This window comes from Anaerotignum propionicum DSM 1682 (assembly GCF_001561955.1).
In the GTDB taxonomy this organism is placed as follows: domain Bacteria; phylum Bacillota; class Clostridia; order Lachnospirales; family Anaerotignaceae; genus Chakrabartyella; species Chakrabartyella propionicum.
In genome coordinates, this window is sequence record NZ_CP014223.1 from 2227573 (window position 1) to 2253239 (window position 25667).

25 protein-coding genes are annotated in these 25667 nt (G+C 37.9%); 4 read left to right on the forward strand and 21 right to left on the reverse strand.

From position 1 onward, the window contains the following. Positions 1 to 48: 48 nt before the first annotated feature. Positions 49 to 255 carry a hypothetical protein gene (locus CPRO_RS10400; RefSeq protein ID WP_066051394.1) on the reverse strand — a complete coding sequence of 69 codons (207 nt, stop codon included), beginning with the start codon at positions 253 to 255 and terminating at the stop codon, positions 49 to 51. 598 nt (positions 256 to 853) lie between these two features. On the opposite strand from CPRO_RS10400, the gene CPRO_RS10405 reads away from it, so the two are divergent. Further along, a complete protein-coding gene (locus tag CPRO_RS10405; RefSeq protein WP_066051398.1) occupies positions 854 to 1042 on the forward strand; it encodes a hypothetical protein in 189 nt (62 codons plus the stop codon). A 1074-nt stretch (positions 1043 to 2116) separates the two neighbouring features. On the opposite strand, the gene CPRO_RS10410 is transcribed toward CPRO_RS10405, so the two are convergent. From CPRO_RS10410 to gap (CPRO_RS10420), 3 genes are all read right to left on the reverse strand, one after another. After that, positions 2117 to 3022 carry a tyrosine-type recombinase/integrase gene (locus CPRO_RS10410; protein WP_066051401.1) on the reverse strand — a complete coding sequence of 302 codons (906 nt, stop codon included), beginning with the start codon at positions 3020 to 3022 and terminating at the stop codon, positions 2117 to 2119. Between the two features lie 170 nt (positions 3023 to 3192). After that, positions 3193 to 4212, reverse strand: coding sequence for a type I glyceraldehyde-3-phosphate dehydrogenase (gap, locus tag CPRO_RS10415; protein ID WP_066051404.1), 1020 nt, complete (start codon positions 4210 to 4212; stop codon positions 3193 to 3195). Between the two features lie 418 nt (positions 4213 to 4630). After that, a complete protein-coding gene (gene gap / locus CPRO_RS10420) occupies positions 4631 to 5638 on the reverse strand; it encodes a type I glyceraldehyde-3-phosphate dehydrogenase (RefSeq protein WP_066051407.1) in 1008 nt (335 codons plus the stop codon). 393 nt (positions 5639 to 6031) lie between these two features. Here gap (CPRO_RS10420) and CPRO_RS10425 point away from each other — a divergent pair, with 393 nt between their 5' ends. Then, the gene (locus CPRO_RS10425) at positions 6032 to 6400 is read left to right on the forward strand and encodes a zinc ribbon domain-containing protein (protein ID WP_066051409.1); all 369 of its coding nucleotides are present in this window, start codon (positions 6032 to 6034) and stop codon (positions 6398 to 6400) included. 309 nt (positions 6401 to 6709) lie between these two features. On the opposite strand, the gene CPRO_RS10430 is transcribed toward CPRO_RS10425, so the two are convergent. From CPRO_RS10430 to CPRO_RS10440, 3 genes are read right to left on the reverse strand one after another with little or no spacing between them, the layout of a single operon-like run. Continuing rightward, complete coding sequence (locus CPRO_RS10430) at positions 6710 to 7423, reverse strand: SigB/SigF/SigG family RNA polymerase sigma factor (protein WP_066051412.1); 714 nt, start codon at positions 7421 to 7423, stop codon at positions 6710 to 6712. Between the two features lie 9 nt (positions 7424 to 7432). After that, on the reverse strand, positions 7433 to 7861 hold the full coding sequence (gene spoIIAB / locus CPRO_RS10435; RefSeq protein WP_066051415.1) for an anti-sigma F factor: 429 nt from the start codon (positions 7859 to 7861) through the stop codon (positions 7433 to 7435). Then, positions 7861 to 8211, reverse strand: a complete 351-nt coding sequence (locus CPRO_RS10440; RefSeq protein WP_066051417.1) for an STAS domain-containing protein — start codon at positions 8209 to 8211, stop codon at positions 7861 to 7863. The genes spoIIAB and CPRO_RS10440 overlap by 1 nt, the downstream gene beginning before the upstream one ends. A 205-nt stretch (positions 8212 to 8416) precedes the next feature. On the opposite strand from CPRO_RS10440, the gene sigK reads away from it, so the two are divergent. Continuing rightward, the gene (sigK, locus tag CPRO_RS10445) at positions 8417 to 9097 is read left to right on the forward strand and encodes an RNA polymerase sporulation sigma factor SigK (protein WP_066051420.1); all 681 of its coding nucleotides are present in this window, start codon (positions 8417 to 8419) and stop codon (positions 9095 to 9097) included. Between the two features lie 34 nt (positions 9098 to 9131). On the opposite strand, the gene CPRO_RS10450 is transcribed toward sigK, so the two are convergent. The 10 genes from CPRO_RS10450 to hydA all read right to left on the reverse strand — a co-directional run bounded on the left by CPRO_RS10450 (position 9132) and on the right by hydA (position 21154). Then, complete coding sequence (locus CPRO_RS10450; RefSeq protein ID WP_066051425.1) at positions 9132 to 10682, reverse strand: recombinase family protein; 1551 nt, start codon at positions 10680 to 10682, stop codon at positions 9132 to 9134. Beyond that, entirely contained in the window at positions 10679 to 11635 is a 957-nt protein-coding gene (locus CPRO_RS10455; protein ID WP_066051428.1) for a recombinase family protein, read from the reverse strand. The genes CPRO_RS10450 and CPRO_RS10455 overlap by 4 nt, the downstream gene beginning before the upstream one ends. A 57-nt stretch (positions 11636 to 11692) precedes the next feature. Beyond that, positions 11693 to 13192 (reverse strand): recombinase family protein, encoded by a 1500-nt coding sequence (locus CPRO_RS15820; RefSeq protein WP_330383892.1) that lies wholly within the window; start codon positions 13190 to 13192, stop codon positions 11693 to 11695. Next, the gene (locus CPRO_RS15825; RefSeq protein WP_157881669.1) at positions 13150 to 13299 is read right to left on the reverse strand and encodes a recombinase family protein; all 150 of its coding nucleotides are present in this window, start codon (positions 13297 to 13299) and stop codon (positions 13150 to 13152) included. Before CPRO_RS15825 ends, CPRO_RS15820 begins: the two co-directional genes overlap by 43 nt. Positions 13300 to 13379: 80 nt before the next feature. Continuing rightward, positions 13380 to 13631 carry a DUF6870 family protein gene (locus tag CPRO_RS10465; protein ID WP_066051431.1) on the reverse strand — a complete coding sequence of 84 codons (252 nt, stop codon included), beginning with the start codon at positions 13629 to 13631 and terminating at the stop codon, positions 13380 to 13382. 267 nt (positions 13632 to 13898) lie between these two features. Beyond that, the gene (gene preA, locus CPRO_RS10470) at positions 13899 to 15152 is read right to left on the reverse strand and encodes an NAD-dependent dihydropyrimidine dehydrogenase subunit PreA (protein WP_066051434.1); all 1254 of its coding nucleotides are present in this window, start codon (positions 15150 to 15152) and stop codon (positions 13899 to 13901) included. Between the two features lies 1 nt (position 15153). Beyond that, complete coding sequence (locus tag CPRO_RS10475) at positions 15154 to 16431, reverse strand: NAD(P)-dependent oxidoreductase (RefSeq protein ID WP_066051437.1); 1278 nt, start codon at positions 16429 to 16431, stop codon at positions 15154 to 15156. A gap of 299 nt (positions 16432 to 16730) precedes the next feature. Further along, complete coding sequence (locus tag CPRO_RS10480; protein ID WP_066051440.1) at positions 16731 to 17993, reverse strand: Zn-dependent hydrolase; 1263 nt, start codon at positions 17991 to 17993, stop codon at positions 16731 to 16733. 177 nt (positions 17994 to 18170) lie between these two features. After that, positions 18171 to 19769 carry an NCS1 family nucleobase:cation symporter-1 gene (locus CPRO_RS10485; protein ID WP_066051443.1) on the reverse strand — a complete coding sequence of 533 codons (1599 nt, stop codon included), beginning with the start codon at positions 19767 to 19769 and terminating at the stop codon, positions 18171 to 18173. A gap of 14 nt (positions 19770 to 19783) precedes the next feature. Continuing rightward, positions 19784 to 21154 (reverse strand): dihydropyrimidinase, encoded by a 1371-nt coding sequence (gene hydA / locus CPRO_RS10490; protein WP_066051446.1) that lies wholly within the window; start codon positions 21152 to 21154, stop codon positions 19784 to 19786. Between the two features lie 644 nt (positions 21155 to 21798). Here hydA and CPRO_RS10500 point away from each other — a divergent pair. Beyond that, positions 21799 to 22659, forward strand: coding sequence for a MerR family transcriptional regulator (locus CPRO_RS10500; RefSeq protein ID WP_066051452.1), 861 nt, complete (start codon positions 21799 to 21801; stop codon positions 22657 to 22659). Positions 22660 to 23013: 354 nt separating this feature from the next. Here the strand turns inward: CPRO_RS10500 and CPRO_RS10505 are convergent, their stop codons facing one another. Genes CPRO_RS10505 through CPRO_RS10520 form a run of 4 tightly spaced genes read right to left on the reverse strand, consistent with a single transcriptional unit; the run spans position 23014 to position 25654 of the window. Beyond that, entirely contained in the window at positions 23014 to 23550 is a 537-nt protein-coding gene (locus CPRO_RS10505; protein WP_066051455.1) for a nitroreductase family protein, read from the reverse strand. 6 nt (positions 23551 to 23556) lie between these two features. Further along, positions 23557 to 23931 (reverse strand): hotdog fold domain-containing protein, encoded by a 375-nt coding sequence (locus CPRO_RS10510; RefSeq protein ID WP_066053960.1) that lies wholly within the window; start codon positions 23929 to 23931, stop codon positions 23557 to 23559. 32 nt (positions 23932 to 23963) lie between these two features. Further along, positions 23964 to 24422 (reverse strand): beta-alanyl-CoA:ammonia lyase, encoded by a 459-nt coding sequence (locus CPRO_RS10515; protein WP_066051458.1) that lies wholly within the window; start codon positions 24420 to 24422, stop codon positions 23964 to 23966. A 50-nt stretch (positions 24423 to 24472) separates the two neighbouring features. After that, positions 24473 to 25654 carry a CaiB/BaiF CoA transferase family protein gene (locus tag CPRO_RS10520; protein WP_066051462.1) on the reverse strand — a complete coding sequence of 394 codons (1182 nt, stop codon included), beginning with the start codon at positions 25652 to 25654 and terminating at the stop codon, positions 24473 to 24475. Between the last annotated feature and the right edge of the window lie 13 nt (positions 25655 to 25667).

A 25667-nucleotide genomic window follows, 5' to 3' on the forward strand; every position in this document is an offset into this window, starting at 1 on the left:
ACTCTGCGACCAAACTTTGACGATGTATTTTGTACTTTCTAATAAGCATTAATAAAAACTCCTCCCCAATTGTACCACTACCCCATTCTCAATTACTGGCGGTACTGATAGTAACTTCTCTTTTTCCTTGTGAAGTTTGTCAATATCCTTTTGAAGTTCAGATATAAGAAAATTTTGTGCTTCTATAATGTCTAGCAAGTCTTCATAGCCCATTGCTTCTTGTTCTGCTCTGTTTGCGTTCATTGCTGTATTCATTGTGTTTGTCCTCCTTTAGGATAAAAAAGTTTAATTTACGCTTGACAACATTGGTTTTAAAAATATCATTCAGGTGGATTGTTTTGAGCGAAAATAGAGTTTTCCCAATGTCGGGACAGATACCTCTATTTAATATCACTCTGGAGCCATTGCCCGTCGCTTAATCCTGTACGAGTTTAGCTTTTGCTAATAAGCCTAATAGCCAAGTAGGTATATCCCCTTGTCAGCTTATATCCTCTTATACCGTTCCACCCTCTTATTCTTTAGTTATTGTGAGTTTGCATAAGACTGAAATCTCACTGACGCATATAATCCCTAGTACAGTTTAGGGAATTACTGCGAATGATTTTGTGCATCGGCTCATTACACCTTATATTATTTAGTTCTCACATTTCCGAAAAAAAAGAAATGCTAAAACAAGGAAATTGTATGCTTTCAAACCTTTATGTATAAAACAGATTATTCACTTTTATTTCTTAGTGATGTCACTTTGATTATTATAATACTCATATTTCATAGTGATGTCAATATGCAATATTGATTTTTATTTATTTTTGATTTATAATGATGTCAGAATGAATACTAAGGAGTGTTTAGAATGGCAACCGAAAAAAGAGCATTCACTATGAGAATGCAAAATGATAATTTTGAAAAGATTAAATTTTTAGCAGAACAAAACAAACGCTCTATTGCTATGCAAATTGAATATTTAATTGAAAAAGCAGTTTCCGAATATGAAAATGAACATGGAAAAATTGAAATTGATGAAGATGAGTTATATAAGTAAAAGGTACTATTTTGAATAGCACCTTTTTTTATTGCTTGATTATCCAATGGGTAAAAAATAGAACAAAAGAAGAAGATAAATGTACAGATGTTAATCACCTCCGAAAGGAGTGGTTAAAATTATGATTAATACTTATCTAATGATTAATACTTATTTAAATAGCAAATCCAACAAAATAATGTTGGAATCGCTATAAGCTACTTAAGTACAGACAACAAAATAATGTTGGAATCGCTATAATGGGGATTTTACTGGATTGAATCGAGGTTAAGTAGTAGACAAACTGGTAAGTACTGAATACGATTTCGTGCTGAGTACCCCTCACTTTGAGGGTAACTGATTAACCAATCCAATCTTGGACTCGTTAGAGACTGCCATTTGGTTGTCTCACCGAGTACCCCAAAACGGGGAGGTGTCGGTGTTATACCGATACCCCTTTGAAGGGGGAACGTGAAAGTTTAATATAGACATGGTGCATTAAATTTCATGCAGCACTCGTATATTTTGTACGAGGGGTTTAAATTGGTTTGATTTCAAAGTCAAATCAATAAAAGATTGATACCCCTTTGAAGGTGAATCAAAAATAGCCTTGACTTAAAATGCAATATATCACCCTAGAATTGATTGTAATATTGTAAGTAATGAATTGCTCAAGAAAAGTATTATCGTTGAAATTAGAGGTGGAAAACGTGTATTTTCCCTAAGGATATAGGTAAAGAAATCAAAGTAAACATTGTTTAGTGTGAGGGTCTGTAAAACACCGATACCTTTTTCAGTTAATTCATCAATAGTATTGATAGCTTTAGATGATACCCTATTTTGGGGTATGGACGTTTCGGCTACCCCTTTACAATGTCAGAACGAAATTCGTACTAAGATAATCATTAGTGTCAACACGAAATCGTGTTCAGTCAAAATTATAGGCTATGCTTCAGACTTCCATTTTTACCCCGCATATCTAACGTATACATTAGCGTAGAAAATTTTGATAGCACAGGTGACTAATTCATAGGGTAAAAAATAACCCCTTAGAAAGCTGTATAAATGCTTTAAAAGGGGTATTGGTTTTATTAACTATAAATTCATTAGTACACTTGTTTTCTTACTCTGATAAATCACATCATCGTCTTTAATGCCATTCAGATATATTTGTGTTATTGAGACATTTTCATGCCCTAATAGTCTACTGAGTGAATAAATGTCCAATCCGTTCATTAGTTGCATATGAGCAAAGGTATGTCTGCAAGTATGGGGCGAAACCCTTATATCTTTTGATACGTTTGCATATTCTCCTGCATCTTTTACAATTCTCTCCACCATTTCCCGTGAAAGTTTTCTACAGTTCTTACTGAGAAAAAATTCTTTTTCAATTAAATTTCTATCCATAAAGCGTTCTTCTCTTATGACTTGATATTTAAAGATATACTTCGCAAGAAATGGGCTTTTAGGTACAACCCTATCTTTGCTACCCTTACCACACTTGATTAATATATAATCATCTTTAATATCTTCCTCTTTTAAATCTATTAATTCAGACAACCTAATCCCAGTATCAAAAAACATTGCAATGATAGTCTTGTTTCTAACATCCAAAAAGGTTCTTCCGTTATAGTACTCAAGCATTTTTCTTATATCCTCTTTAGTGAAGGTTCTGATTATTACTTTTTCTTTTCTAATACTTCCGACTTCTTCTGTTGGAATGTTATCAATATAACCTTCCTTGTAAAAATATCTAAACATTGTTTTATATGTGCTTAGGATACTATTGATATAATTTGGCTTATTTCTAGCTCTTTGTTTTGCCATAAGATATTGCTTAATGTGCTGTGGTGTTACATCCTCAACTTCAGTAATCCCTTTCTGATTCAAATAATCAATCAAATAATTTATGTGCAAATTATAAATTCTTAATGTTCTTGGAGAGAACTTTTTGTACTCACACTCAAATAAATATTCATTTGCTATTGTTCTTAAATCCATAAAAATAGTCCCTTCCTCTCGCTAGTTTTTAACAAAAGGAAAAGACTATTTCATTATCATAATTGATTTTTAAACAACTTTAGTGCTTATCATACTAAATTAATGATTATCATAATAGAGGTTTAGTATTAATAAATATAAAGTTTACAAAAACTCAAAATTTACTGATTTCACTGGTTATCCACAGAATACATATGGGCAATTAAATCAACAACTTTATTACTATAACCCCATTCATTATCATACCACGCAATTAATTTTACAAAGTTATCATCCAGGATGATTCCGGCTTTTTCGTCAAAAATACAGGTGTTGGGGTCTCCCAAAAGGTCACAAGAAACGATTTCATCGTTCATGTAACTGATAATACCTTTCATTGTTGTTTTGGAAGCCTCTTTCAGCTTTTCGCATATTTGCTCATAGGTAGCAGGTGTTTTTAACCTTGCCGTCAAATCCACTACAGAAACATCATTTGTAGGTACACGGAAAGACATACCAGTCAGTTTGCCCTGCAATTCGGGGATAACACGTCCAACTGCTTTTGCTGCTCCCGTTGAAGATGGAATGATATTTCCAAAAACAGAACGTCCTGTTCTCCAGTCTCGTCCCGCTCTGGCATCTACTGCCTTTTGCTTTGCCGTAGCAGAATGAATGGTAGACATCAAACCCTGCTCAATGCCAAAGTTATCATGAACAACTTTTACCAGCGGTGCCAAACAGTTTGTTGTGCAAGAAGCATTGGATACAATATCCTGTTCTTTCTTATATTCCAAATGATTTACACCCATTACAAAGGTCGGCATAACATCATCCTTAGATGGAGCAGTTAAAATTACTTTTTTTGCTCCTCCAATTTTATGTAATCCTGCTTTTAAAACTGTATTATATGCCCCTGTGGATTCAATAATATACTCTGCACCACATTCTGCCCAAGGGATTAAGCCAGCATCACTCTCACTGAATACACGAATTTTTTTACCATTGACGATGATACAATTCTCTCCGATTTCAATTTCTCCATTAAAGCGTCCAAAAACACTATCATATTTTAACTGATAAACCATATAGTCTAACTCAGCATTTCTTAAATTTATGCCGCAAAGTTCAAATTCGTCATGACGGTTCATTAAAACTCTGAAAACAACTCTGCCGATCCGCCCAAAACCATTGATACCAACCTTAATTGCCATTAGTGTATCCCCTCTCATTGTTCGAAAAACTATTCTGCAATGAATATTGTAGCACAATTAGCAAAAAAAAAAGCTGAAAATCAGCAAATAAATAATTTTCAGAACTCTAACCAGAATCCTTCCATTTTATGTTTTTAAGTTTATGAAAACTAGATATGAAAGCGGGACGTTTTTCGTCCTAAACCTTATTTTTGCATAAATTTGTGGGACGTTTTTTGTCCTATATTATATTTACTCTTTTTTAAACGAAAAAAATCTCTCAGAAAATAAAACTAGCAGTTTAATTTAATTTCTTTTCATTACCCGTCTTTAACAAGTTTTAAGCTTGTATTTTTGTATAACTCTTTATAGCAGAAGCCCCCTTCTTCACTATTTTTGTGAAGAAAGGGAGCTTATCTTCATTCAATTTATTTTTTTATTATGCGTTGTCAACACTGTTCATATGAATGATCAAATCCAGTGCTTTATTGCTATAGCCCCATTCATTGTCATACCAGCTAACAAGCTTAACAAAATTATCATTCAGTGCAATACCCGCCTTTGCATCAAAAATAGATGTATGTGCATCGGTTAAAAAGTCGGAGGAAACAACATCGTCTTCCGTATAATCCATAATGCCCTTCATTTCGTTTTCACAAGCCTTTTTAATTGCAGCCTTAATTTCTTCATAGGTTGCAGGCTTCTCTAATCTGCAGGTTAAATCAACCACAGAAACATCAATTGTAGGAACACGGAAAGACATACCTGTTAATTTCCCATTCATCTCAGGAATAACCTTACCTACCGCTTTTGCTGCACCTGTAGAAGAAGGAATAATGTTTGCAGAAGCGGCACGTCCGCCTCTCCAGTCCTTTTTAGAAGGTCCATCTACAGTTTTTTGTGTTGCAGTTTGAGAATGAACAGTTGTCATTAAGCCCTCAATAATACCAAAGTTATCATTAATAACTTTCGTTAGAGGTGCCAAGCAGTTTGTTGTACAGGAAGCATTGGATACAATTTTCATATCTGTTGTATAGGTGTTATGATTTACACCCATAACAAACATTGGCGCATCTGCAGAGGGTGCAGAAATAACAACCTTCTTCGCCCCGCCGTTAAAGTGAGCTGCTGCCTTATCCATCGTTGTAAACAAACCGGTTGATTCCAAAACATATTCAGCGCCGGCTTCTTTCCAAGGAATTTCCTTAGGATCCATGCAGTTATAAACAATAATTTCCTTACCATTTACAATCAGCTTACCATCTTTTTCTTCCATTTTCGCATTATACCGACCGTGAGCTGTATCATACTTTAACATATAGATCATGTATTCCACATCGATAAATGGATCATTTACGGCAACAACATCAGCGTCCCCACGCTCCATCGCTGCACGAAATACCAGTCGACCAATACGGCCAAATCCGTTAATACCTACTTTTACCATATAAATTCCTCCTCGTTTTTAATAGACAATTGTAAATTTCGGCATAACAATTATCTATTAACATGATACCACATTTTTCTACTTTTAAAAAGAAAAAACGGCATTTTGCTTCTTAATTTTCTGTTATTTCATATTAACAGCATAGTTTTATTTTTCCCACGTGAGGAAAAACAATTCATCTTAGTACTCTTCGGAACAGAGCATATCAATAATGGATAAAGTCAAAAGTGCAGCTGAAACTGCCAAAGAAACCGCACTCATTACCAAACGGGCAACCTTCATTTAAACTACCTCCTTTCGGAAAAGCTTGCAAATTTTATGGAAATATTTTATCATGTTAGCCATAAGAAGTAAAATAAATTCATTAAATATTTCAAAGGATGTGCTCTTTTTATGATTTTTATCGGGGGAATCGCCCAAGGCCAAAAAGATTTGGGCTTTTTACAAACTCTAATATGCAAAAAATGCGGGCGCTACGGCAGTGTTTCTGTTTTTATGATTTACACATATTTTAGTTTTTTCTTTATTCCTTTGTTCAAATGGGGAAAAAAATATTATGCCGTTTCAAGCTGCTGTCAAACGACTTTCTCCATTCCCCATGAAATTGGAAAATCCATTGAGCGAGGAGAAAACGTAACTTTAAGGGAAGATGATTTAGAAATAGTGGGTATGGAGCAAAACTACAACACATATTGCCCTGACTGCGGCTTTTTACTATCACCTGAATATACCTATTGTCCCAAATGCGGTAAAAAATTATAACTAAAATTTAAAAAAAATGAGCTCATGACAGCATAATATGCTTTCCATGAGCTCTTGTTCATATTTACGTGACAAATACTGCCCCCATATCCTTAACTGAGTTTATATTATAGATTCATAAAATTCATATACCTTTCTATTGTATTACATTAAAAACACAAGAAATAAAAGGAATTTCACTCTTTATTTCATCGGTCATCTTCATAAAATAACATTTGATTTTCACTCAATTTTAATTGTATGCGTCTTCCTCCAAAGAAACCCATTCCTTTTTTCCATTCCTCTGATAGATATCGTTCTGCTGCTATATTATTCACTGGACAGTCGCTTCCTCATACGCTCCAAAACTTTTTTTTCAATGCGTGAAACCTGAACCTGCGAAATACCCATGCGCTTTGCGACCTCCGTTTGTGTGCGGTCTTCAAAGTAGCGAAGAACAATAATTTGTCTCTCCTTTGCCTCAAGGCTATCCAACGCCTCCATGAGGCAAATTCGATTAATTACCTGCTCCCCATCCTCCTTAGCCGCCAGCTTGTCCTGCACCTGCAAATCTTCCTCATGGGCAATGGGCGCATTCAGACTCTCCACCTCTTTTTTTGCTTCCAAGGCGGGAATGAGCTGCTCAACCTCAACCTCCAGTGCGGCTGCCAGTTCCTGCAAGGTTACCTCTCTGTTGGTCTCCTGCTGAAGCTTCTCTTGCATTCTTTTTGCCTTTGCAGCAAGTTCCTTTAAGCTTCGGCTTATTTTGATTGCTCCATCATCCCTTAGAAACCTGCGAATTTCGCCAATAATCATAGGAACGGCATAGGTTGAAAATTTCACTTCATAGGAAAAATCAAATTTTTCAATGCATTTTAGCAGTCCAATTGATCCGATTTGATAAAGATCCTCCAATTCTACGCCTCTACCCTGAAAACGCCTGGCAACACTCCATACCAAGCCGGCATTCTCTTGTAATAGTGTCTCCTTCGCCTGCCGATCTCCTTCTTTTGCCTGCCGAATGAGTTCCTGTGTCCTATCCATGGCATCCCCTCATTCCGTAGTCAATGTTTTCTCCATAAAAATTCTAGTACCCTCTCCTTGTTTGCTTTCTACTCTGATTCCTTCCATAAAGGTTTCCATAATGGTAAATCCCATACCCGAACGCTCCAACTCAGGTTTGGAGGTAAATAAGGGTTCTCTTGCCTGATTGATATCGGCAATCCCCATTCCTTGATCCGCAACCTCTATGTAAATCTTTCCTTGGCTGTAACCACAAAACAACTCAACCTCACCGGTTTTATTCTCATACCCATGAATAATGGCATTTGTAACCGCCTCGGATACTGCCGTTTTTACATCAGTTATTTCTGATAACGTGGGGTCATATTGAGATAAAAATGCCGCCGTCATAATTCTTGCTAAGCCTTCATTTTGAGATTTTGCGGCGAAAAACACGCGAAAAGCATTTTCATATTCCATTAATTCTTCCCTCCTTCCACATATTCCAAAGCCAAATCTATATTGGGGAATGATGGAATAAGGGATTGCATCGCTGATAGACGAAAAATCTGCTCAACTCTTTCATTCGCTTCCGCAACTGCAATTCTGCCTCCCAGCCTTTGGATATTTTTATACCGTCCAATGATTGCGCCAATCCCGGAGCTGTCCATAAAAGAAACGCCTCCCATGCGGAAAATAATATTTTTCCCTCCCATCTTTTCAAAAGCACGATCCGTTTCCCCTCGCAAAACCTCACAAGTATGATGGTCAATCTCTCCGTCTATTTTGATAATCAGTGTTCTGTTCCGTTTTAAAAATTTTAGCTCCATGAAATTCCTCCTTCCTTAATAACTATACATGATTTTTTGACCTCTGCTCTCAAAATCCATCATCAAATTCTCCCTTGTCACGACATGTCCTCGAAAAAAAGGACATAAAAACTTTTTTTCAGACACGCACGCAACACAAAATTGCAACATACAATAAATCTATACCATGGTTTCAGAGCATTTTCAATCTTTCGGGGGTGAGTGTATGTTCGCTTTTTTTGCTGTTTTGCCATTTTTATTTGCCTTTTCCTCTTCCGGCGCATTTCCAAAACCACTATCAAAAGAAGATGAGGCCTACTATTTAAAACTTTATCAATCAGGAACCCAGGAAGAAAAAAAAGAAGCTAAAGATAAGTTGATTCTTCATAACCTTCGATTAGTGGCTCACATCGCAAAAAAATATTCCGGCAGTGCAAGAGAACCCGAAGAACTCATTTCAATAGGCATTATCGGTCTCATCAAAGCCGTAGATTCCTATAACGTAGAAAAAAATGTGCGGCTCGTGTCATACGCCGCAAAGTGTGTGCAAAACGAATTGCTCATGTGGCTAAGAAGTGGAAAAAAATATCAAAACGATATTTCTCTCCACGAACCTATCGGCACCGATCGAGACGGAAATGAAATTGTCATGCTGGATATCATCAATAGTGACAATCCGGATTTTGTGGAAGCCATCGATTTTTCCATTAAATCAGAAAAAATGTTAAACGCAATAAAAACAGTCCTCACCCCCAGGGAAAGGACAGTAATTATCCTACGATATGGTTTATCCAATCAAGACATTTTAACCCAACAAGAAATTGCTGAACGCTTAGGAATATCCCGATCATACTCTTCTGATATTATAGGGCTAAACATTTTGCATATCCTTATTGTGCATGCATGAATGACTGTACTTAATTTCATATTTCATCTTTTTCCTAAAAAACGTCTCTAAAACTCCAGACTATTCGAATAGAACCATTTTTCTCAATCATTACTTCATTAACAAAAGTCTCCACTGCTTCTCTGGTTAAGCTTGATAACAAATAAGGCCTTTTCTTATCTAATGCCTCTTCTAATTCTTGTTGCAATTCACCCAGCCTAATATTTTCACCTTGCAATGCTTTCTTTGTTTCCCCAAGTTCTCTTTGTATCTCAGCTTTTTTTTCTACAAATATCTGCTTATCTATATTACTGTCTCTATATGCTTCATATTGCTTTATCTGGGCAACGGCTATTTGTTTTAGTTTCCTTTCATTTTGCACAATTAGCCTCTGAGCAATTTGAATCTTTTCTTCTACTTGTTGGCGATGTTGTATATCCAACTCCTCATCATACGTTAATGCTGATAATTGATTGAAACAGTCTAAAATGGCACTTGTAATACAGTATTCCTCAATCTTTTCACAATAGCAAGAAAAACGATCTGAATACCTTGAGGCAGTGCAGCAGTAGGTTGACTTAGAGTCCGCCTTATTTTTTTTGTGGGAAGCTTTTCTGGGTATTCCGTGATTACAAACACCGCACCGAACCTTTTTCCATAGCGGATATACCTCGGCGTTTTCTCTTGCATGATAGTTTTTAAACCCAGCTTTTACTTTTTCAAAGACTTCTTTTTTCACAATTGCTTCATGGGCATTAGATACAATCATCCATTCCTCTTTTGGTACATTTCTCCCCAATCTACTACCTACTTCCTTTGGTTTCACCCGTCCGTATATGCCATCCCCTATATATCGTTGGTCTTTCAAAATCTTTGATATTGTTGCAGGATGCCACAAATATTCCTCATTTACACAATGGCAGAAAAGCTTTTCTTTTCGAATTTTTCGCAGCAATAAGGGACTGGGTACCTGCTCTCTATTCAGCATGCGGGCAATTTCTGCCTTTGGTATCCCCAGTAAAGCCAAATCAAAAATCCTTTCCACAACAGGTGCTGACTCTTCATCAACAACAAGCTTTTGCTCCTTGGATTTCTGATAGCCATAGGGTGCAAAGGCAGTGATAAACTTTCCCTGTTCTGCCTTTACACGTTTCCCAGTGGAAATTTTCACAGAGAGGTCTCTGCTATAAAGGTCATAAATTAAATTCTGAAATGCTCTACCAATGAACTCCCCATTATTAGAAACCTTATCGCTATCAAAATTATCGTTTACTGATATAAAACGAATGCCTAAAAAAGGAAAGACCTGTTCTAAATAGTTGCCTACCTCAATATAATTTCGACCAAAACGGGAAAAATCCTTAACGATGATACAAGAAATTTCTCCGTCTTGGGCACGTCTAAGTAGTTCTGTTACCCCCGGACGTTGAAAATCTGTACCACTGAAACCGTCATCGCAAAACTCCAATGTTTCATATGATGCAAGGTATTGATTTTTTAATAAGTAATCATGAATGATTTCCCTTTGCCCTTTTATACTGTCGCTTTCCTTACCGTTTTCATCCTCATCGGAAAGACGGAGATATATCCCAATTGTCGGAGTCAAATTTTCTCACCCCTTTGATTCATGATTCTTTGAACCTGATAAAATGTTTCTGGAGAAATTATTGGTTCATGGGTGTGTTCAATCATGTTCCATTCTTCCTGGGGAATCACTCTGGACACCCCACCCTTGTATAACACCTTCTCTGATTTACGTTCCACAAGACAACCCAGATAACAGGGATTTTTCAAAATATTCGTAACCGTAGAGCCATACCAAAAGTCTTTATCTGTTTGATTCCACTGCTTCAAATGAAGCTTCCCCCAAGTAGGGATTCCCATTTCATTCAATCTTGCAGCAATGACAGAAACACCTAAGCCCTCAATTCTCCAGCAGAAGATTTTTTTCACAATTTCTGCCGCTTCCTTTTGTATGATTAACTTATATGGATGGGTTTTTGAACGGATATAACCATAAGGAGGCTTTCCGCTCATAAAATTACCATTTTTTTTCTTTACATCTATGGAGGTGCTAACTTTCTTAGAAATGTCTTTTGCGTAGCTATCATGTAATATAGATTTTAGCGGTACAATCAAATCATCTTGATTCCCTTTAAAATTGCTATCAAAATTATCATTCACAGAAATAAATCTTACTTTTTTACGGGGAAATATGTTCTCCAAATACTCTCCTACTTGGAGATAATTTCTACCAAATCTCGAAAAATCTTTGACAATTACACATTGAATTCGCCCCGCTTCCACATCCTCCATCAACCTTAAAAAAGCAGGCCTATTAAAATGAGTGCCTGTTTGTCCGTTATCAATATAACTATCAAAGAAAATTAGGTCTTTCTGTTCCTCTATAAATTTTCGTCCTAGTAAAATTTGATTTTCAATAGAGCTACCCTCAGAAAGAGTATCCTCAACAGAAAGCCTCACATAGATACCTGTGTGATAGTGCATTGGTTCTTGTAACACTTCATGTTCCAAATTTTTTCTGCTTTTTCTTGCCATTTTTATTTCCCCTTTACACAGAAATAAAAAGATTTTTTGGGTTCCGACTTTCTTATTTCAGCCTTCACTATTTATGAAAAATTCATCCTGATAACGCAATACCATTTTTATTTTTTTCCCATCCAAAACAATGATTTTCTCTATCATCAAAACCAAAGCAGACCTTCTTAATTCCACAGAAAAATCTCTTGCTTGAGCTTCTATTCTATATGATTTTTTCTTAAAGTTCTCATTCTCTAAATTTTCTTTTTCCAGTTTTAAACAATGCATGCATTGTTCAGTCTCTGTACATATTTTTTCATAATACGCCTTCATATTTTGATACTCAGTCTTTGTCAAAGTACCATCTTTATAATCTTCATATATGTAATTTTTTAAGGCCTGATATTTTTGTAATTCCTCTTTTTTACAGCTTATCTGCTCCGATATTTTTTGTATTTCAAGTTCATTTGAAGCATACTTCCATGCAATGCTTTCCCCATTTAACTGATTAAAAATAGCCTTGTGCTTTTGCAATAATACCGACACAGCCTCTAAAACAGCATCCTCTCGGATTCTATGGCTGGAACATTCCTTTTTATCTTCTTTATTTTTCGCACAAATATAGTAGGTATATGTAGTTCCCCTTGCCTTCACAATTTTCCGAACCATACCGCTTCCACAACCACCGCACCTTAGCATTCCTGAAAGTAAATAAAGACTGTCTCTCTGGGGAGACGTTCTTGTATCATTTAACATCATTTGCTGTGCAATGGCGAAATCCTCTTTGGGAATAATGGCATCATGGGTATTTTCAACTCGTATCCAATCTTTTTTGGATTTCCCCATCCTTTTTTTCGTTTTATAATTCAACGTTGTTTCTTTCCCTTGAATCATATTTCCTGTGTATAGCTCATTTTTTAATATACGGTCCACAGCCATAGGAGACCATTTTGCCTTTGGATTCAGTTTAAATGAAGTAAAAAAACCCTCTTCTTTTAATGTTTTATATTCCATGGGAGAGGGAACCCCTAAACGGTTAAGATAATCGGCAATGTATAAATTATTATATCCATCCATGCGCATAGCAAATATATTCCGAACGATCTCTGCCGCAGTTTCATCAATTTTCAGCTTATGTTTATTCTCTTCATCACGTATATATCCATAAACAGGAAATGCCCCTACAAAGTCACCACGCTTTTGCCGCATTTCCAATTGAGACCTAACTTTTATTGAAATATCCCGACTATAAGCATCGTTTAATAAATTTTTAAATGGGACAATCATGCTATTTGTATAACCATTTTCTTTAGCTGTATCAATATTGTCATTAATTGAGATAAATCGTACCCCTAAAAAAGGGAAAATTTGCTCAATATATTTCCCTGCTTCAATATAGTTCCTGCCAAAACGAGAGAGGTCTTTCACAATAACGCAATTTACAACCCCATGTTTGATTTCCTCCAGAAGTTCCTGAAATGCCGGCCTATCAAAAGTAACTCCACTAAAACCATCATCAATTTTTTCACTGACTAACTGAATATCGTTTTGTTTTTTATATATGAATGAATCAATGCTCTTTGGGTTTGTACGCTATTGCTTTCAATTTTGTCTCCATCTTCTTTTGATAAACGCAAATAAATTCCCGCCCGATACGCTTTCGGCGTTTCATTGCCAAACATAAAAACCCTCCCTAATTTGTATAAATAGGCAGTAAACAAGGGTAAAACTGCTTTTTTGTGCTCAGAAAAATCTTGGGTCACTACTTCAATCTCATATATTGCTTCATTCGCTCAGTCAGAGTTACCTCTGCCTGAGAAAATTCAATCTTAACAACGACATTCCCACACTTAAATAAATATGGATTCTTAATTTGTCTTATAAAATCCGCAATTCGTTCTTCTCTTGGAAGTTGCATTTGTATTTCAACATCATTAATATCAATCAAATCATCAAGATTTACTGCAAGAGGATCCACTTTTTTTAAGTCTTTCAGTTCTTTTGGTGTAAACATAAAATACCTCCTAGTCTCCTACTCCATTTATATAAAAAACCCTCTTGTCCTATGCGATGCAAGGGGGTTTTAGACTTAGTTTACTTCTTAGGAATTTGAGATTAGAATGTACTGCTATAATCAGTACCATTATTTTGATAATGAAACCCAAGCTTTCAGAATAGTGCCCCTTAAACAGAAAAGCACCCTAAACCGCATTTCTGCAATTCAGAGTGCTTTTTCATATTTTAAATTGGGAAGAGAATTTATAACGGCATGAAACGTTATTTATTCATAATCTTTTTTCATTGCAATTTCAACTTCCTGTCTGCCATCTTTCCATTTTACTTCGCCGGGTGTGATGCAGTTTGCAACAGGGCAAACGTTTAAGCAAAGATGACAACCAACACATTTATCATTCAGTTCTGGTCTGCGTTTTTCTGTATTCCAATCAATTGCTTGATGTCCTGCATCATAGCAGGAAATATAACATCTTCCACAGCCTACACATTTTTTATCATTAAAATCCGGCAAAATCTTGAAATCACGATTTAAATCTTCTGCTGGAATTACATTGCCTAAAGCCATACCAATAAAATCATCCAGCTTATCATAGCCTCTTTCATCCATCCAATGCATCAAACCGTTGGACATATCCTCAACCACACGATAGCCATACTGCATAACGGATGTGGTTACCTGTAAATTTCTACAGCCCAGCAGTAAGAACTCCAAACAGTCTCTCCATGTTTCAATACCACCAATACCCGACATAGGCACATTTTTCAGCTTTTCATGCTGGAGCATTTGTGCAATAAAGCGTAATGCAACAGGCTTTACTGCGGCGCCGGAGTAACCGGAAATGGAAGATTTACCGTTTACAACAGGCATACCCGTCATGTTATCCAAATCAATATTGGTAATGGACTTAATGGTATTGATTGCAGAAATGCCTTTTGCACCACCCTCCATTGCTGCAATGGCAGGAATAGTCATATCTGTAATGTTAGGCGTCATTTTTGCAATGAAAGGAATTTTGGTGGTTTCTGCAACTGCCTTGGAATACGCCCGCACCAAATCCGGATTGGAGCCAACGTCAGAACCCATGGCATGAGATGTCATCTGAGGACAGGAGAAGTTTCCCTCAATCAAATCCACACCTACTTCATCGCACATTTTAGCAAGCTTACGCCATTCATCTTCATTGGAACCCATAATGGAGGCAACCATAATTTTTTCAGGATAAGCCTTTTTCAACTTATACATATTCTCAAAGTTCACCTCTGTGGGCTTGTCTGAGATTTGCTCCATATTCTTAAAGCCTAGCCAAGGCATTCCTTCCTTTTTCACATGGTCAAAACGGGGTGAACACTCGTCTGCAACAAAAATACCAATGGTTTTATAGAAAACACCTCCCCAGCCCGTTTCAAAGGCCTTCGCCACCATTTCATAATTGCTACCTACAGGGGATGAGGACAGGAAAAACGGATTTTCACATTTAACACCTAAATAATCAATAGATAAATCTTTTTTAATCCCCATTTTAGTTCACCTCTTTCTGTGCAAGATACTTCATCATCTCTTCTGCCGCAGCTTTTCCAGATGCAACAGCTTCAACCACGGTTTTTCCGCCTAAAACAACGTCACCGCCGGCAAAAATTCCATCAATATTTGTTTTGCAACCACCTTCGGTCACAATCAAGCCTTTTTCGTTCACTGAGAAGGGTGCCAAGCTTGTCATATCCTCAGCCCCTTGTCCAATGGCAAAAACAACGGTGTCTACAGCAACCTTCGCTTCGGATTCCCCATCTCTACCATTGAACTTCATGGCTTCTACCTTATCCGTACCTACTACCTCTGCAGGGGCAAAGTTTGTGGTGATAGAGATACCCAAAGATAACGCATACTGGAATTCAGCCATATCCGCAGGAGCCTCTTCAAGGGTTCTTCTATAATAAATATCAACCTTCTCTGCACCCAAGAGTTTTGCGGAAACCGCACAGTCCATGGCTACGTTGCCACCGCCAATTACGATAACCCTTCTGCCGGGATCATATGTACCCTCAGATTTTCTCGCTTTTTTCAAGAAATCCGCCGCTGCCAACACCCCAGTCAGTTTTGTGCCGGGAATTTCAGGCAGTTTTTCCATCCATAAACCTGCACCGATAAAGATTGCTTCATATTCTTTCTGAAGGGTTTCAATGGAAATATCTTTTCCAACTTTTGTGTTAAATACAAACTTCACACCTAAGTTTTTCACTGTATTAATATCATGGTCAACAACATGCTGAGGTAATCTTGCAGGTGCAATGCCATAGGTCAAAACACCACCGGCTTTTTCTTCAGCTTCATAAATTGTAACCTCATAGCCTTCCAAAGCAAGCTTTGCTGCACAAGCAAGGGAGGCAGGCCCGGAACCAACACAAGCGACCTTTCCAGCTTTTTTCGTTTCAGGGGCTTTTAAAATATTCATTTGCAGAGCTTCTTCCTGTTCCACAGCAAATCTCTGTAATCTTCCGATTTCAATAGGTTTATCAATGCCGCACCTGCTGCAAGCTTCCTCACAAAGACGATCATAAGGACAGACTCTTGCGCAGCTGCCACCCAGAACATTGTTTTCTCTGATGGTTTCTGCCGCACCCTTCACATTTCTAAAGCGAATAGAGCGAATAAACTTTGCAGGATCTGTACCTGCGGGACAGCTTTTGCTGCAAGGGGCATCATGGCATAGTAAGCATCTTGAAGCTTCTTCCATTGCTGTTCTTGGCGTAAAGCCTTCAACAGCCTCAGAAACATACGTTGATTTAATTACTTTACTCAAATTCCTCAACTCCTCTCATATCTTCAGGCTACAAATTATATCAACCTGAACTTTCACCCAATTCTGTTTTTTCTGGAATAAACTGAAAATGAATCACATTTTTCTTTCTGTATCAATAAAATTCAGTCACTGAAGCATAAGAAATTATTTTCATCTTTAAAAATCATTTCCCACTCAGTCATTCCATACCCCTCTTTCTTTTTTATTATCATTAAAAATGTGATGAAAGAGGGAGGCGCCTCAAAATTTTCAGACGCCTCCCGGCAGTCTTAGTCATAAAAAATGATAAGTTTCAAAAACTATTCTTTATCACACTTTAAAACTGCATTCAGCAATACACTAATTCCTTCAGCGCAAACCTCGTCACTTGTATGCTCGGGTTCACAATGGGATAAACCCTTTTCGGAAGAAACAAATATCATGGTGGTTGGCAAAACATATGCGGCAAATTGTGCATCATGACCTGCACCACTATTGATATATTGATGCTTCGTATTTAATTCCTCTGCAGCCTCTTTCACATAGCCCACCAGCTTTTTATCGAAATAAACGGTATCTCGATTCCACTGATCCACCACTTCACAACGGCATTTTGCCCATTCCTGACCATCCAAGCTCCGAACGATTTGATAAACCTGTTTCAGCACTTCGGGATTCTCATGGCGTACATCAAGGGAGAAATCGACATAATCAGGAATTACAGTATGTACACAGGGATGAACAACTACCTCCCCCGTGGTATATACCAGCTCAGGATATCCAAGCTTATCTATTTCCTCATGAAGATAGCAAAGCGCCTGTGCCGCCGCATAAAGGGCATCCTGACGGTATTGCATAGGGAATGTGCCTGCATGAGCCGCCTGACCATAAAATTTCACTCTGGTGTTAAACATACCCAAAACACAGGTAACTACACCAACGTCTAAACCGGCATTTTCCAAAATAGGACCTTGTTCAATATGTAATTCAAACATTGCCTTATAGTTGTCAGGGCTTAAACGGTTCTCTTTTTTGCCTTTATAACCGCTTTTTTCAAGAGCCTCGCCAAAGGTTGATATTTTATCTAAAACACTTTTGGAAGCAAGCATATTCTCTTCCTTAAAATTCTTTGCAATTCCTTCCGGCAGATAAGCATTGCATACAACACCGGAACTCATCATTGCAGGGGGATATAAGGAACCCTCTTCATTTGTCCATATCATTGCTGTCAAGGGATGCTTATGAGGAATATTGTCTGCCGCTACGGTTTCCAAAACCTCCATAGCTCCAATGACGCCTAAAATACCGTCATAATTACCACCATTTTTAACAGAATCCGCGTGAGATGCCATTACAATTCTTTTTGCATTGGGATCACTGCCCGGTAGTGTTGCATACATATTGGCAAAATCATCAGTTTCAATGGTTGCACCGATTTTTGTCATTCTTTCAATATAATATTCCCTTGCCTGTTTTGCCTCGTCAGATAAAGAATATCTGGTAATTCCTCCGTGGCCGGCATCACCAAACTTAGAAAAAGTTCTGATTTTGTCACTGGTTCGCTCTAAACTGCATTTGTACATCATTCATTCCTTCTTTCTATATTTTTTCTCTTTATTTAACGGGCTTTTAGGGATTATCCGCTTCCAAAACGGTATCCCCAGTTGTATTGCAATCAATCCCAATAGGCAATACAGAGGTGCAATATACACTGTCCGTTATGAACGAATCTTCAAAACACATTGATGATGAAACAATTGTTAATTGTCATTCATCGTAAATCCTTCGTGCTCCTCTTGACTTACGAAGCCATAGCTTACGTTTCCTTGTGCCGATTTCATTAAAGCCACATAAACAACAATGGCAATTATGAAAGAAACCATATATCCGTTGGCAGCTAAGAATTGAATAAAGTTAGGCTTTAAACCGGAACCAGCATGATATTTTAAAGCAGTATTTCCTATTAAAGGAATAATGAAGGATACACCCCATGCAATCATTGCATTTTTATTCCAACCACCGCTGTACCAATATCTTCCACCCTCGCCCTGATATAAGCCTGCAACATCTACAAGCTGTTTTTTACAGATAAAGTAGTCAGCAATCAAAATTGCAGCAACAGGAGCAATAATGGTTCCATAATTATTCAGCCAGTTAAAGATATAGCTTGCGCCCGAACCGTAAATCCACCAAGGCTGGGTTACGAAGGTTGCAATCAAGCAAGTGATGATTACGCCCTTTTTGTAGCTGATTTTTTTAGGAGACATATTAGAAAAACCATTTGCAGGTGCAACTACATTTGCAGCAACACAAGTTGTTATGGTTGCCATGATTACACCAACTGCACAGATTGCAACAAGAAGCTTGTTATCTACATAATAGAATACACTTGTAGGATCAAACAGCGCTTCACCCACCGTATATTTTGTTGCCTGTGCAAATAAAGCACCAACAAACGCACACAGCGCCATAGGAATTGGCATGCCCACCAACTGCCCCATAAATTGGCTCTTTTGGCTCTTTGCAAATCTGGAGAAGTCCGGAATATTCAGAGCCATGGTGGACCAGAAGGCAATATTTCCCGTTAGTCCCGCCATAAATACAAAGGTAAAACCTCCATTTTGTTCAATGAGTGTTGCATCATTTCCAACAGCAAATACATCCCCTAAGGAATGCCCCGAACCGGAAATCGCATTTAATGACCACATTAATAAACCTAAAATAACGATAATCAAGATAGGGCCGCCAATATTTTGAACCCATTTTACTTTCTCCATACCGTTATAAGCAACAACGAAAACCAAAAGCATGAAGAGGAAAAATCCGATTAATTGTCCGACAACAACGCCATCATTACCAGGAAGAGCAACTTTCATGCTTTGGTCAGAAAACATGGGGATTGCAACACCAATTAATGCAGCAATGGCTCCGCCACCTACCCAACTTTGCACCGCCGTCCACCCGCAGGCTATAATCGATCTTGAAAAAGTAGGTAACTGGGTTCCCTTATTTCCAAAGGTCATTCTGGAGAAAATGGGGAATGGAATACCATATTTTGTTCCGATTTTAGAGTTTAGCTGAATGGGAATTAACACAATCAGGTTACCCAAAATAACGTTCACCACTGCAAGCATTGGTGATATACCCAAAGCAACCAAGGAAGATGCAAGGGCAAGGGATGGAACACAAATTGACATACCAACCCAAAGGTTGCAAATGCTAAAGGCATTCCATGTTCTTTCATTTACAGTGGTTGGCGCCAAATCCGAGTTATAATAATGAGAATTGCTGAGCTCGGCGGTTGCTTCGGGTGTTAATTCATAAAGACCGTTTTTTTCCTGCTGCGTATATTTACTCATATAACCCTCTCCATCTATTTTAGATTTTTTGGACTTAAACTTCTTTTAATTAATTTCCCCCAGCCGGGCTCCCCTTTGAACTCTCCATTATCGTAAACAAGGCGGCCTCTGGAGAAGGTTTTCACAGGATACCCATGAAGCTTTGTGCCTTCCCAAATGGTGTGATCATAATCGGAATGCATGGTTTCGCAGGCCACCGTAAAGTCTTTTTCTGGATCATATATTACAATGTCTGCATCCTTACCAATGGTTAAGCTGCCTTTTTGGGTACAACCGAAAATTCTTGCAGGATTTGAAGAACATACCTCAACCGCTTTCATAAAGGTTAATTCGCCATTGTTTGCCTTTGCCAGCATGTAAGGATACATATTTTCTACACCAGCACAGCCATTTGGAATCTTTCTGAAATCATCCTTACCCCAATCCTTTTCAGACTGCTGGAATGGACAGTGGTCTGTGGCAACTGTGTCGATTACGCCTTGCTTTAATGCCTTCCAAAGGGCATCCTGACTCTCTTGCCCCTTCATAGGTGGTGAACAGACAAAGTTTCTTGCGTCGTCTCTCTTATAGACATCGCAGGTGAAATTCAAATATTGGGGACAAGTTTCAGCATAGATTTGGTAGCCTTCTTCTTTTGCTTTCGCTACGTACTCCACACCTTTTTTGTTCGCCAAATGCACTATGTAAAGTGGAGCATCTAGAGATTTCGCCCATGAAATAGCCCTAAAATCCGCTTCGGCCTCTACAAACTCAGGGCGAGACATGTAATGATACCATGGAGCTGTTTTTCCTTCGGAAGTATATCTTTCTACTAAAGTATTTACCAATTCATTATTTTCTGCATGAACACAAATAAGTGCGCCTATTTCTTTTGCTTTTTCAAGAACCTGATAAAAAACACCGTCTGTTACGCCAAAATCATAAACCATAAAAACTTTAAAGGATGGAACACCAAATTCTACTGCCTCTTTCATAGAATCCAAGAGATCACCATGAACGTCCTTTACGCCAACGTGGAAGGCATAATCCACAGCGGCTTCGGGAGCCGCAAGGGCATCTCTTCTTTTTACTACATCTAACATTTTTTCGTTAAAGTCTTGCAGCGCAAAATCAAAAACCGTGGTGGTCCCGCCACAGGCTGCCGCTCTTGTTCCTGCATAGTATCCGTCTGCAGAAATTGTTCCGCCAAAGGGCATCGCCAAATGGGTATGGGCATCAATCGCACCCGGCAAAACAAGCTTTCCTTCTGCATCCACAACATTTTCACAAGGAATGTCTGAAAGGTTCTTTCCAATTGCAGCAATGATTCCGTCTTTCACAGCAATATCGCCTCGAAACATTTCTTTTTCTGTTACAATAGTACCGTTTTTAATCATTAAGTCCATTAACGCTCACCTTCCCTTGTTAGTAAATAGCTTTCCATTTTCCAATCCCGCTTCTCCATCCTGCCCCCTTCCAATCATTTTTTATCGATAGCTTTTATGTTTATACTTATTAAAAACTATGAAAGAATCCTCATAGCAATAAGCTTGGATGTTTGCGATTTTTTTACCATAGAAAACGAGAATAAACACACTATTTCTTGGGAAATAAAAAATATTATTCTTTTTTTTGAATCAACAAAAAACTACAAATATTTTAAAAATAAAACGGAATTATTATGTATATTTCAAATATTCGAGATGGATTCATGTTTTCCTCTGTAAACCTATGTCAATTTTTCGCCTTTATTTTCTAAAATATTATTGTAATTTAACAATAATCATAGCCTGATTATACGCATTGCAGTAAGGGGAATGTCAATGATATTTCTAATTAATTTTCATATAAAAAAACAATTTTTTGTCAAAACATTCCTACCACAGGATTCTATCTGGTTTTTTATTTTCTGTTTTCACCAGCAAAATGAAAAGTGTGCAAAAAAAATATGCAAAAAAAATGAAGTTTTTCTCTTTTCTTTATTAAGTTTGATATCGTTAACCGATTGTGTTATACTAATTCATATCATTTTTATGGGGAGGATGAGAGAATGAATGCCGACTACAAATTCTCTATAAGAGAAGTATCAGAAATTTGTAACATTCCCAGCAAGACCTTGCGTTATTATGATGAAATAGAACTAGTTGTTCCCGAATTTCGAGATGAGGTCAATAGATACAGATATTACAGCAAAAATCAGCTTGTAACCCTTTGCATTATTCGTAAACTCCGTTCCATGGATTTCGGTTTAAAGGAAATTCAAAGTATTATAACCGGAAACAAAGCAGATGATTTGGAAAAAAACATTGAAATAAAGCTAACGGAGCTATTGGATGAAATCAATTGTCTGCAAAGAAAATATGCATCGACAAGCGCTTTTTTACAACGCTTGAAAACAGGTGTAGACCTTTTAAATGTCAAAGATGCTATCATACCGGGAGATATTAAAATAGAACAAATTCCCCAAATGTATTTGGTTTTTACACGAAAAACTATGTCCAATTACTCAAACATTGATGTTTCCGTCCATAGGTGGGTGGAAATTCTTGATTTATGCGATAGTTTGAATTTGAAAAATAAGGGAACCATTATTGTTACATATTTTTGCAACCCTTTAGAGCAATTTTTATATACAGATACCGACATTGAATTTGGCATTACTGTGGATTCCTCAGAGGAAGGCGATTGCTTTAGAACTTTCGGAGACATCACCGCTGCCACCGCAATTCATGTGGGAAATTATGCTGATATCATTCATACCCATATTCGATTAGTTCAATGGATCAATCAAAATCAGTACAAAATAATTGGTCCTGTTTCTGAGGAGTTTATAATCTCTCCATTGGACATTAATAATATTGATCAACATGTGACTAAAATAATAATTCCCATTGAGAAAAAGAAAAAATGAGTATAGAAAAAGGGTGCCGATAAAATCGGCACCCTTTTAAAAACCATCAGCCTTTCAAACAGCTTTTGACATTCCATTTTTTCCAGAAAGTTCTTAAACTGCCCATGGGAAAACTAGTTTAAAAAATCAGTGAGCTTATTCCTTGGCAAAAAAGAACTTTCTATCTCTCTCAAAATTTTGTATTGTTAAACGGCTTTAAGACAGTTTGAGGCTATTCACAAAAACTTTTGTTTTGCAAATAGCCTCTTTTTTATGTTATAAAATGGTGAAATGGTTTCCAGCAACTTCTACAAAGGGAAATTTCCATAAATGCCCGCTCCTATGGATTTTTTCCTGAGTAGTATCGTTACCTTATTACAAATATCTTAGTATCTCCCCTACTGCTTTCCTCCTTGGCGGCACTGGCACTTCATTTGCATAGCCACAGGCCACCAAAGCAATGATCTCCTCATTTTCCGGTAAATCAATAAACTTGGAAATACCTTTCTCATCAAATGTGCCCATTATTACAGTTCCCAGCCCCAGCTCCGCTGCTGCAAGGCATAAGGTTTGGCACGCAACCCCTGCATCAAACATTTCCCAGCTTTCCCCCTTTGATGAAGAAAGATGACCATCCCGCTCATAGCCGGAACGTTTTTTTACATTGGAAATGACAAAAATTAAGGGTGCATTTTTGACAATATGGATATTTTCAGGAGCAACCAGGGTATTTGCCAAGGTTTGCAGATGCTCTGCATTCTCCACAACCGTATATCTCACTGCCTTACAATTATTCCAAGAAGGTGCCCATCTGACGCATTCTATTAGCTCCTCGATTACTGAATGAGCTACTTTCTTTGGTAAATATCGTCTGATACTTCGCCTTGTTTTAATGCATTCAATGGTATGCATAGGCTTTTAATAGGGTTCGTATACAAACTGGACTACTGTAGACAACGGTGGCTCAGGGAGCACATCAATAGAGCTTGGAAATGGAGGGTTTTCAGGCACTTCAATGATTTTAAAAGAACGCACCTCGATCACTGCACGATTTCCTTCCATTTTCTTAATCCTTGCCATAAATTCCATATAATCCCCCGCAAAGCAAGGCTCATATAGACGCACTTTTCTAACTTCTACGCAATGTCCTGTGTTTTGAAACACCTTGGCCATCAAGCGGTTAGCAGTATCATTGGCAAGGGTGATGCTTCTTGCTCCGTTTACAACGCCGCCACCATAAAAAACATCTCTATCTGACATTCTGTAACGATATGTTACGCTTTGTTCACTCATAATCATTCCCCTTTCTTTCAACAAAAGAATTTTTATTCCGGAAAATCTTCCAACGGACGCCATGGTTCAACCACTTTGCCTTCAGGCTGGGCACCTCTTTGTAAATGCTTTTTCACAACAAGACGAACCTTTCCCTCTGTGCACAGAATGGGCTCGTCAAACCAAACCATATCTCCCGGCTTGCAATCTGTTTTTCCTTCTCGAAAAGCAGGGGTCGCCAGTTTAAACACCTCAATCCAGCAATCCCTAGAGGTATTTCCCACATTGGTCAGGGTGGCTTTAAAATCAATCATATCCCCCACATACACATCCTTGTAGCATTTTACATCTTCGTAACCCAAGCAGAGGGATTCATCTCCATCTACCAAAATCATTTCTTCTGTTTCCACATCTCCGATAAAATCGAATTGTCGTCCAATGGGAATCAAACCATCTTGATTCGCTCCATCGGCTGTGGTCATGTTATAGCTTAAAATAGATACCTTTCTCATGAAATTTGCACCTCCATCTTTATTTTTCATAGTAAAAGTATTTTATAAAATTATAAAACGCCTTCTTCTTTTAGCTTCTTCATTTCTTCTTCTGTAAGACCAAAAATTTCTCGGTTATGTTGACCCAAAAGGGGCGATGGAGCTGATACCTCACCCGGTGTTTCCGATAGCTTTATCACACAGCCTTGGAAATATTGATCTCCCGCTGTGGGATGCTCACAATGCACCATCATTTCTCTCTCCTGTATATGAGGGTGCTCAATGGCCTCTTTCACGTTCAAAACAGGGCCGCAAGGAATGCCTGCTTCATCCATGATGCTTTCAATTTCACCCTTGGTATAGTCTTTACACCATCCACGAATCAGGTTTTGTAAATCGGGTATGTAGTTATTGCACCTTAGATCGTTGGTTGCAAAGCGGGGATCTTCCATTAACTCAGGATGCCCAATGGTTGCAGAAAAGGTTCTAAAAAGCTTGTCATTTCCAACGCCCAGTGCAACGAAACCATCTTTGCATTCATACACATCAAAAGGAGAAATAGAGGGATCCACATTTCCATTTCTCTGGGTAATCTCTCCGCCCATGGTATAGTTCACCAGTGCATTCTCCAAGATACTGAAAATGGTATCAAACATAGCCACATCCACCTGCTGACCTACCCCTGTAACTTTGCGGTTATACAAAGCAAGCATAACACCTAGAGCCAAATAAATACCAGCAACATGATCCGCAACAGATGGCCCTACCTTTACAGGGTTCGTCTCCTTAAATCCTGTTAAGTTAATCATCCCACCCATTGCTTGGGCAACAATGTCATAGCAGGGACGGTGGGTAATTGGGCCATACTGTCCAAAGCCTGATCCAGAAGCATAGATAATAGCAGGGTTTATTTTTTTAATTGTTTCATAGTCGATTTTCAGTTTTTTCGTGATGCCGCCTCTGAAATTCTCCACCAAAATATCTGCATCCTTTACAAGCTCATAAAACAGTTCCAATCCTTTTTTTGTTTTTAAATTTAAGGTAGCACCCTTTTTATTTCTATTTACATAATTATAAAAACCGCTTTCGCCACTTTTTTCATCAAGAGGGCCCCAAAAACGGCATTGCTCCCCCTCAATGGGCTCAATTTTCAAAACCTCCGCCCCATAATCCGCTAAAATCATGGTGCAAAAAGGCCCATTTAATGCTGTTGTAAGGTCCACGACCTTCAAACCTTCCAGCGCTTTTTTCATACGATTCCTCCCC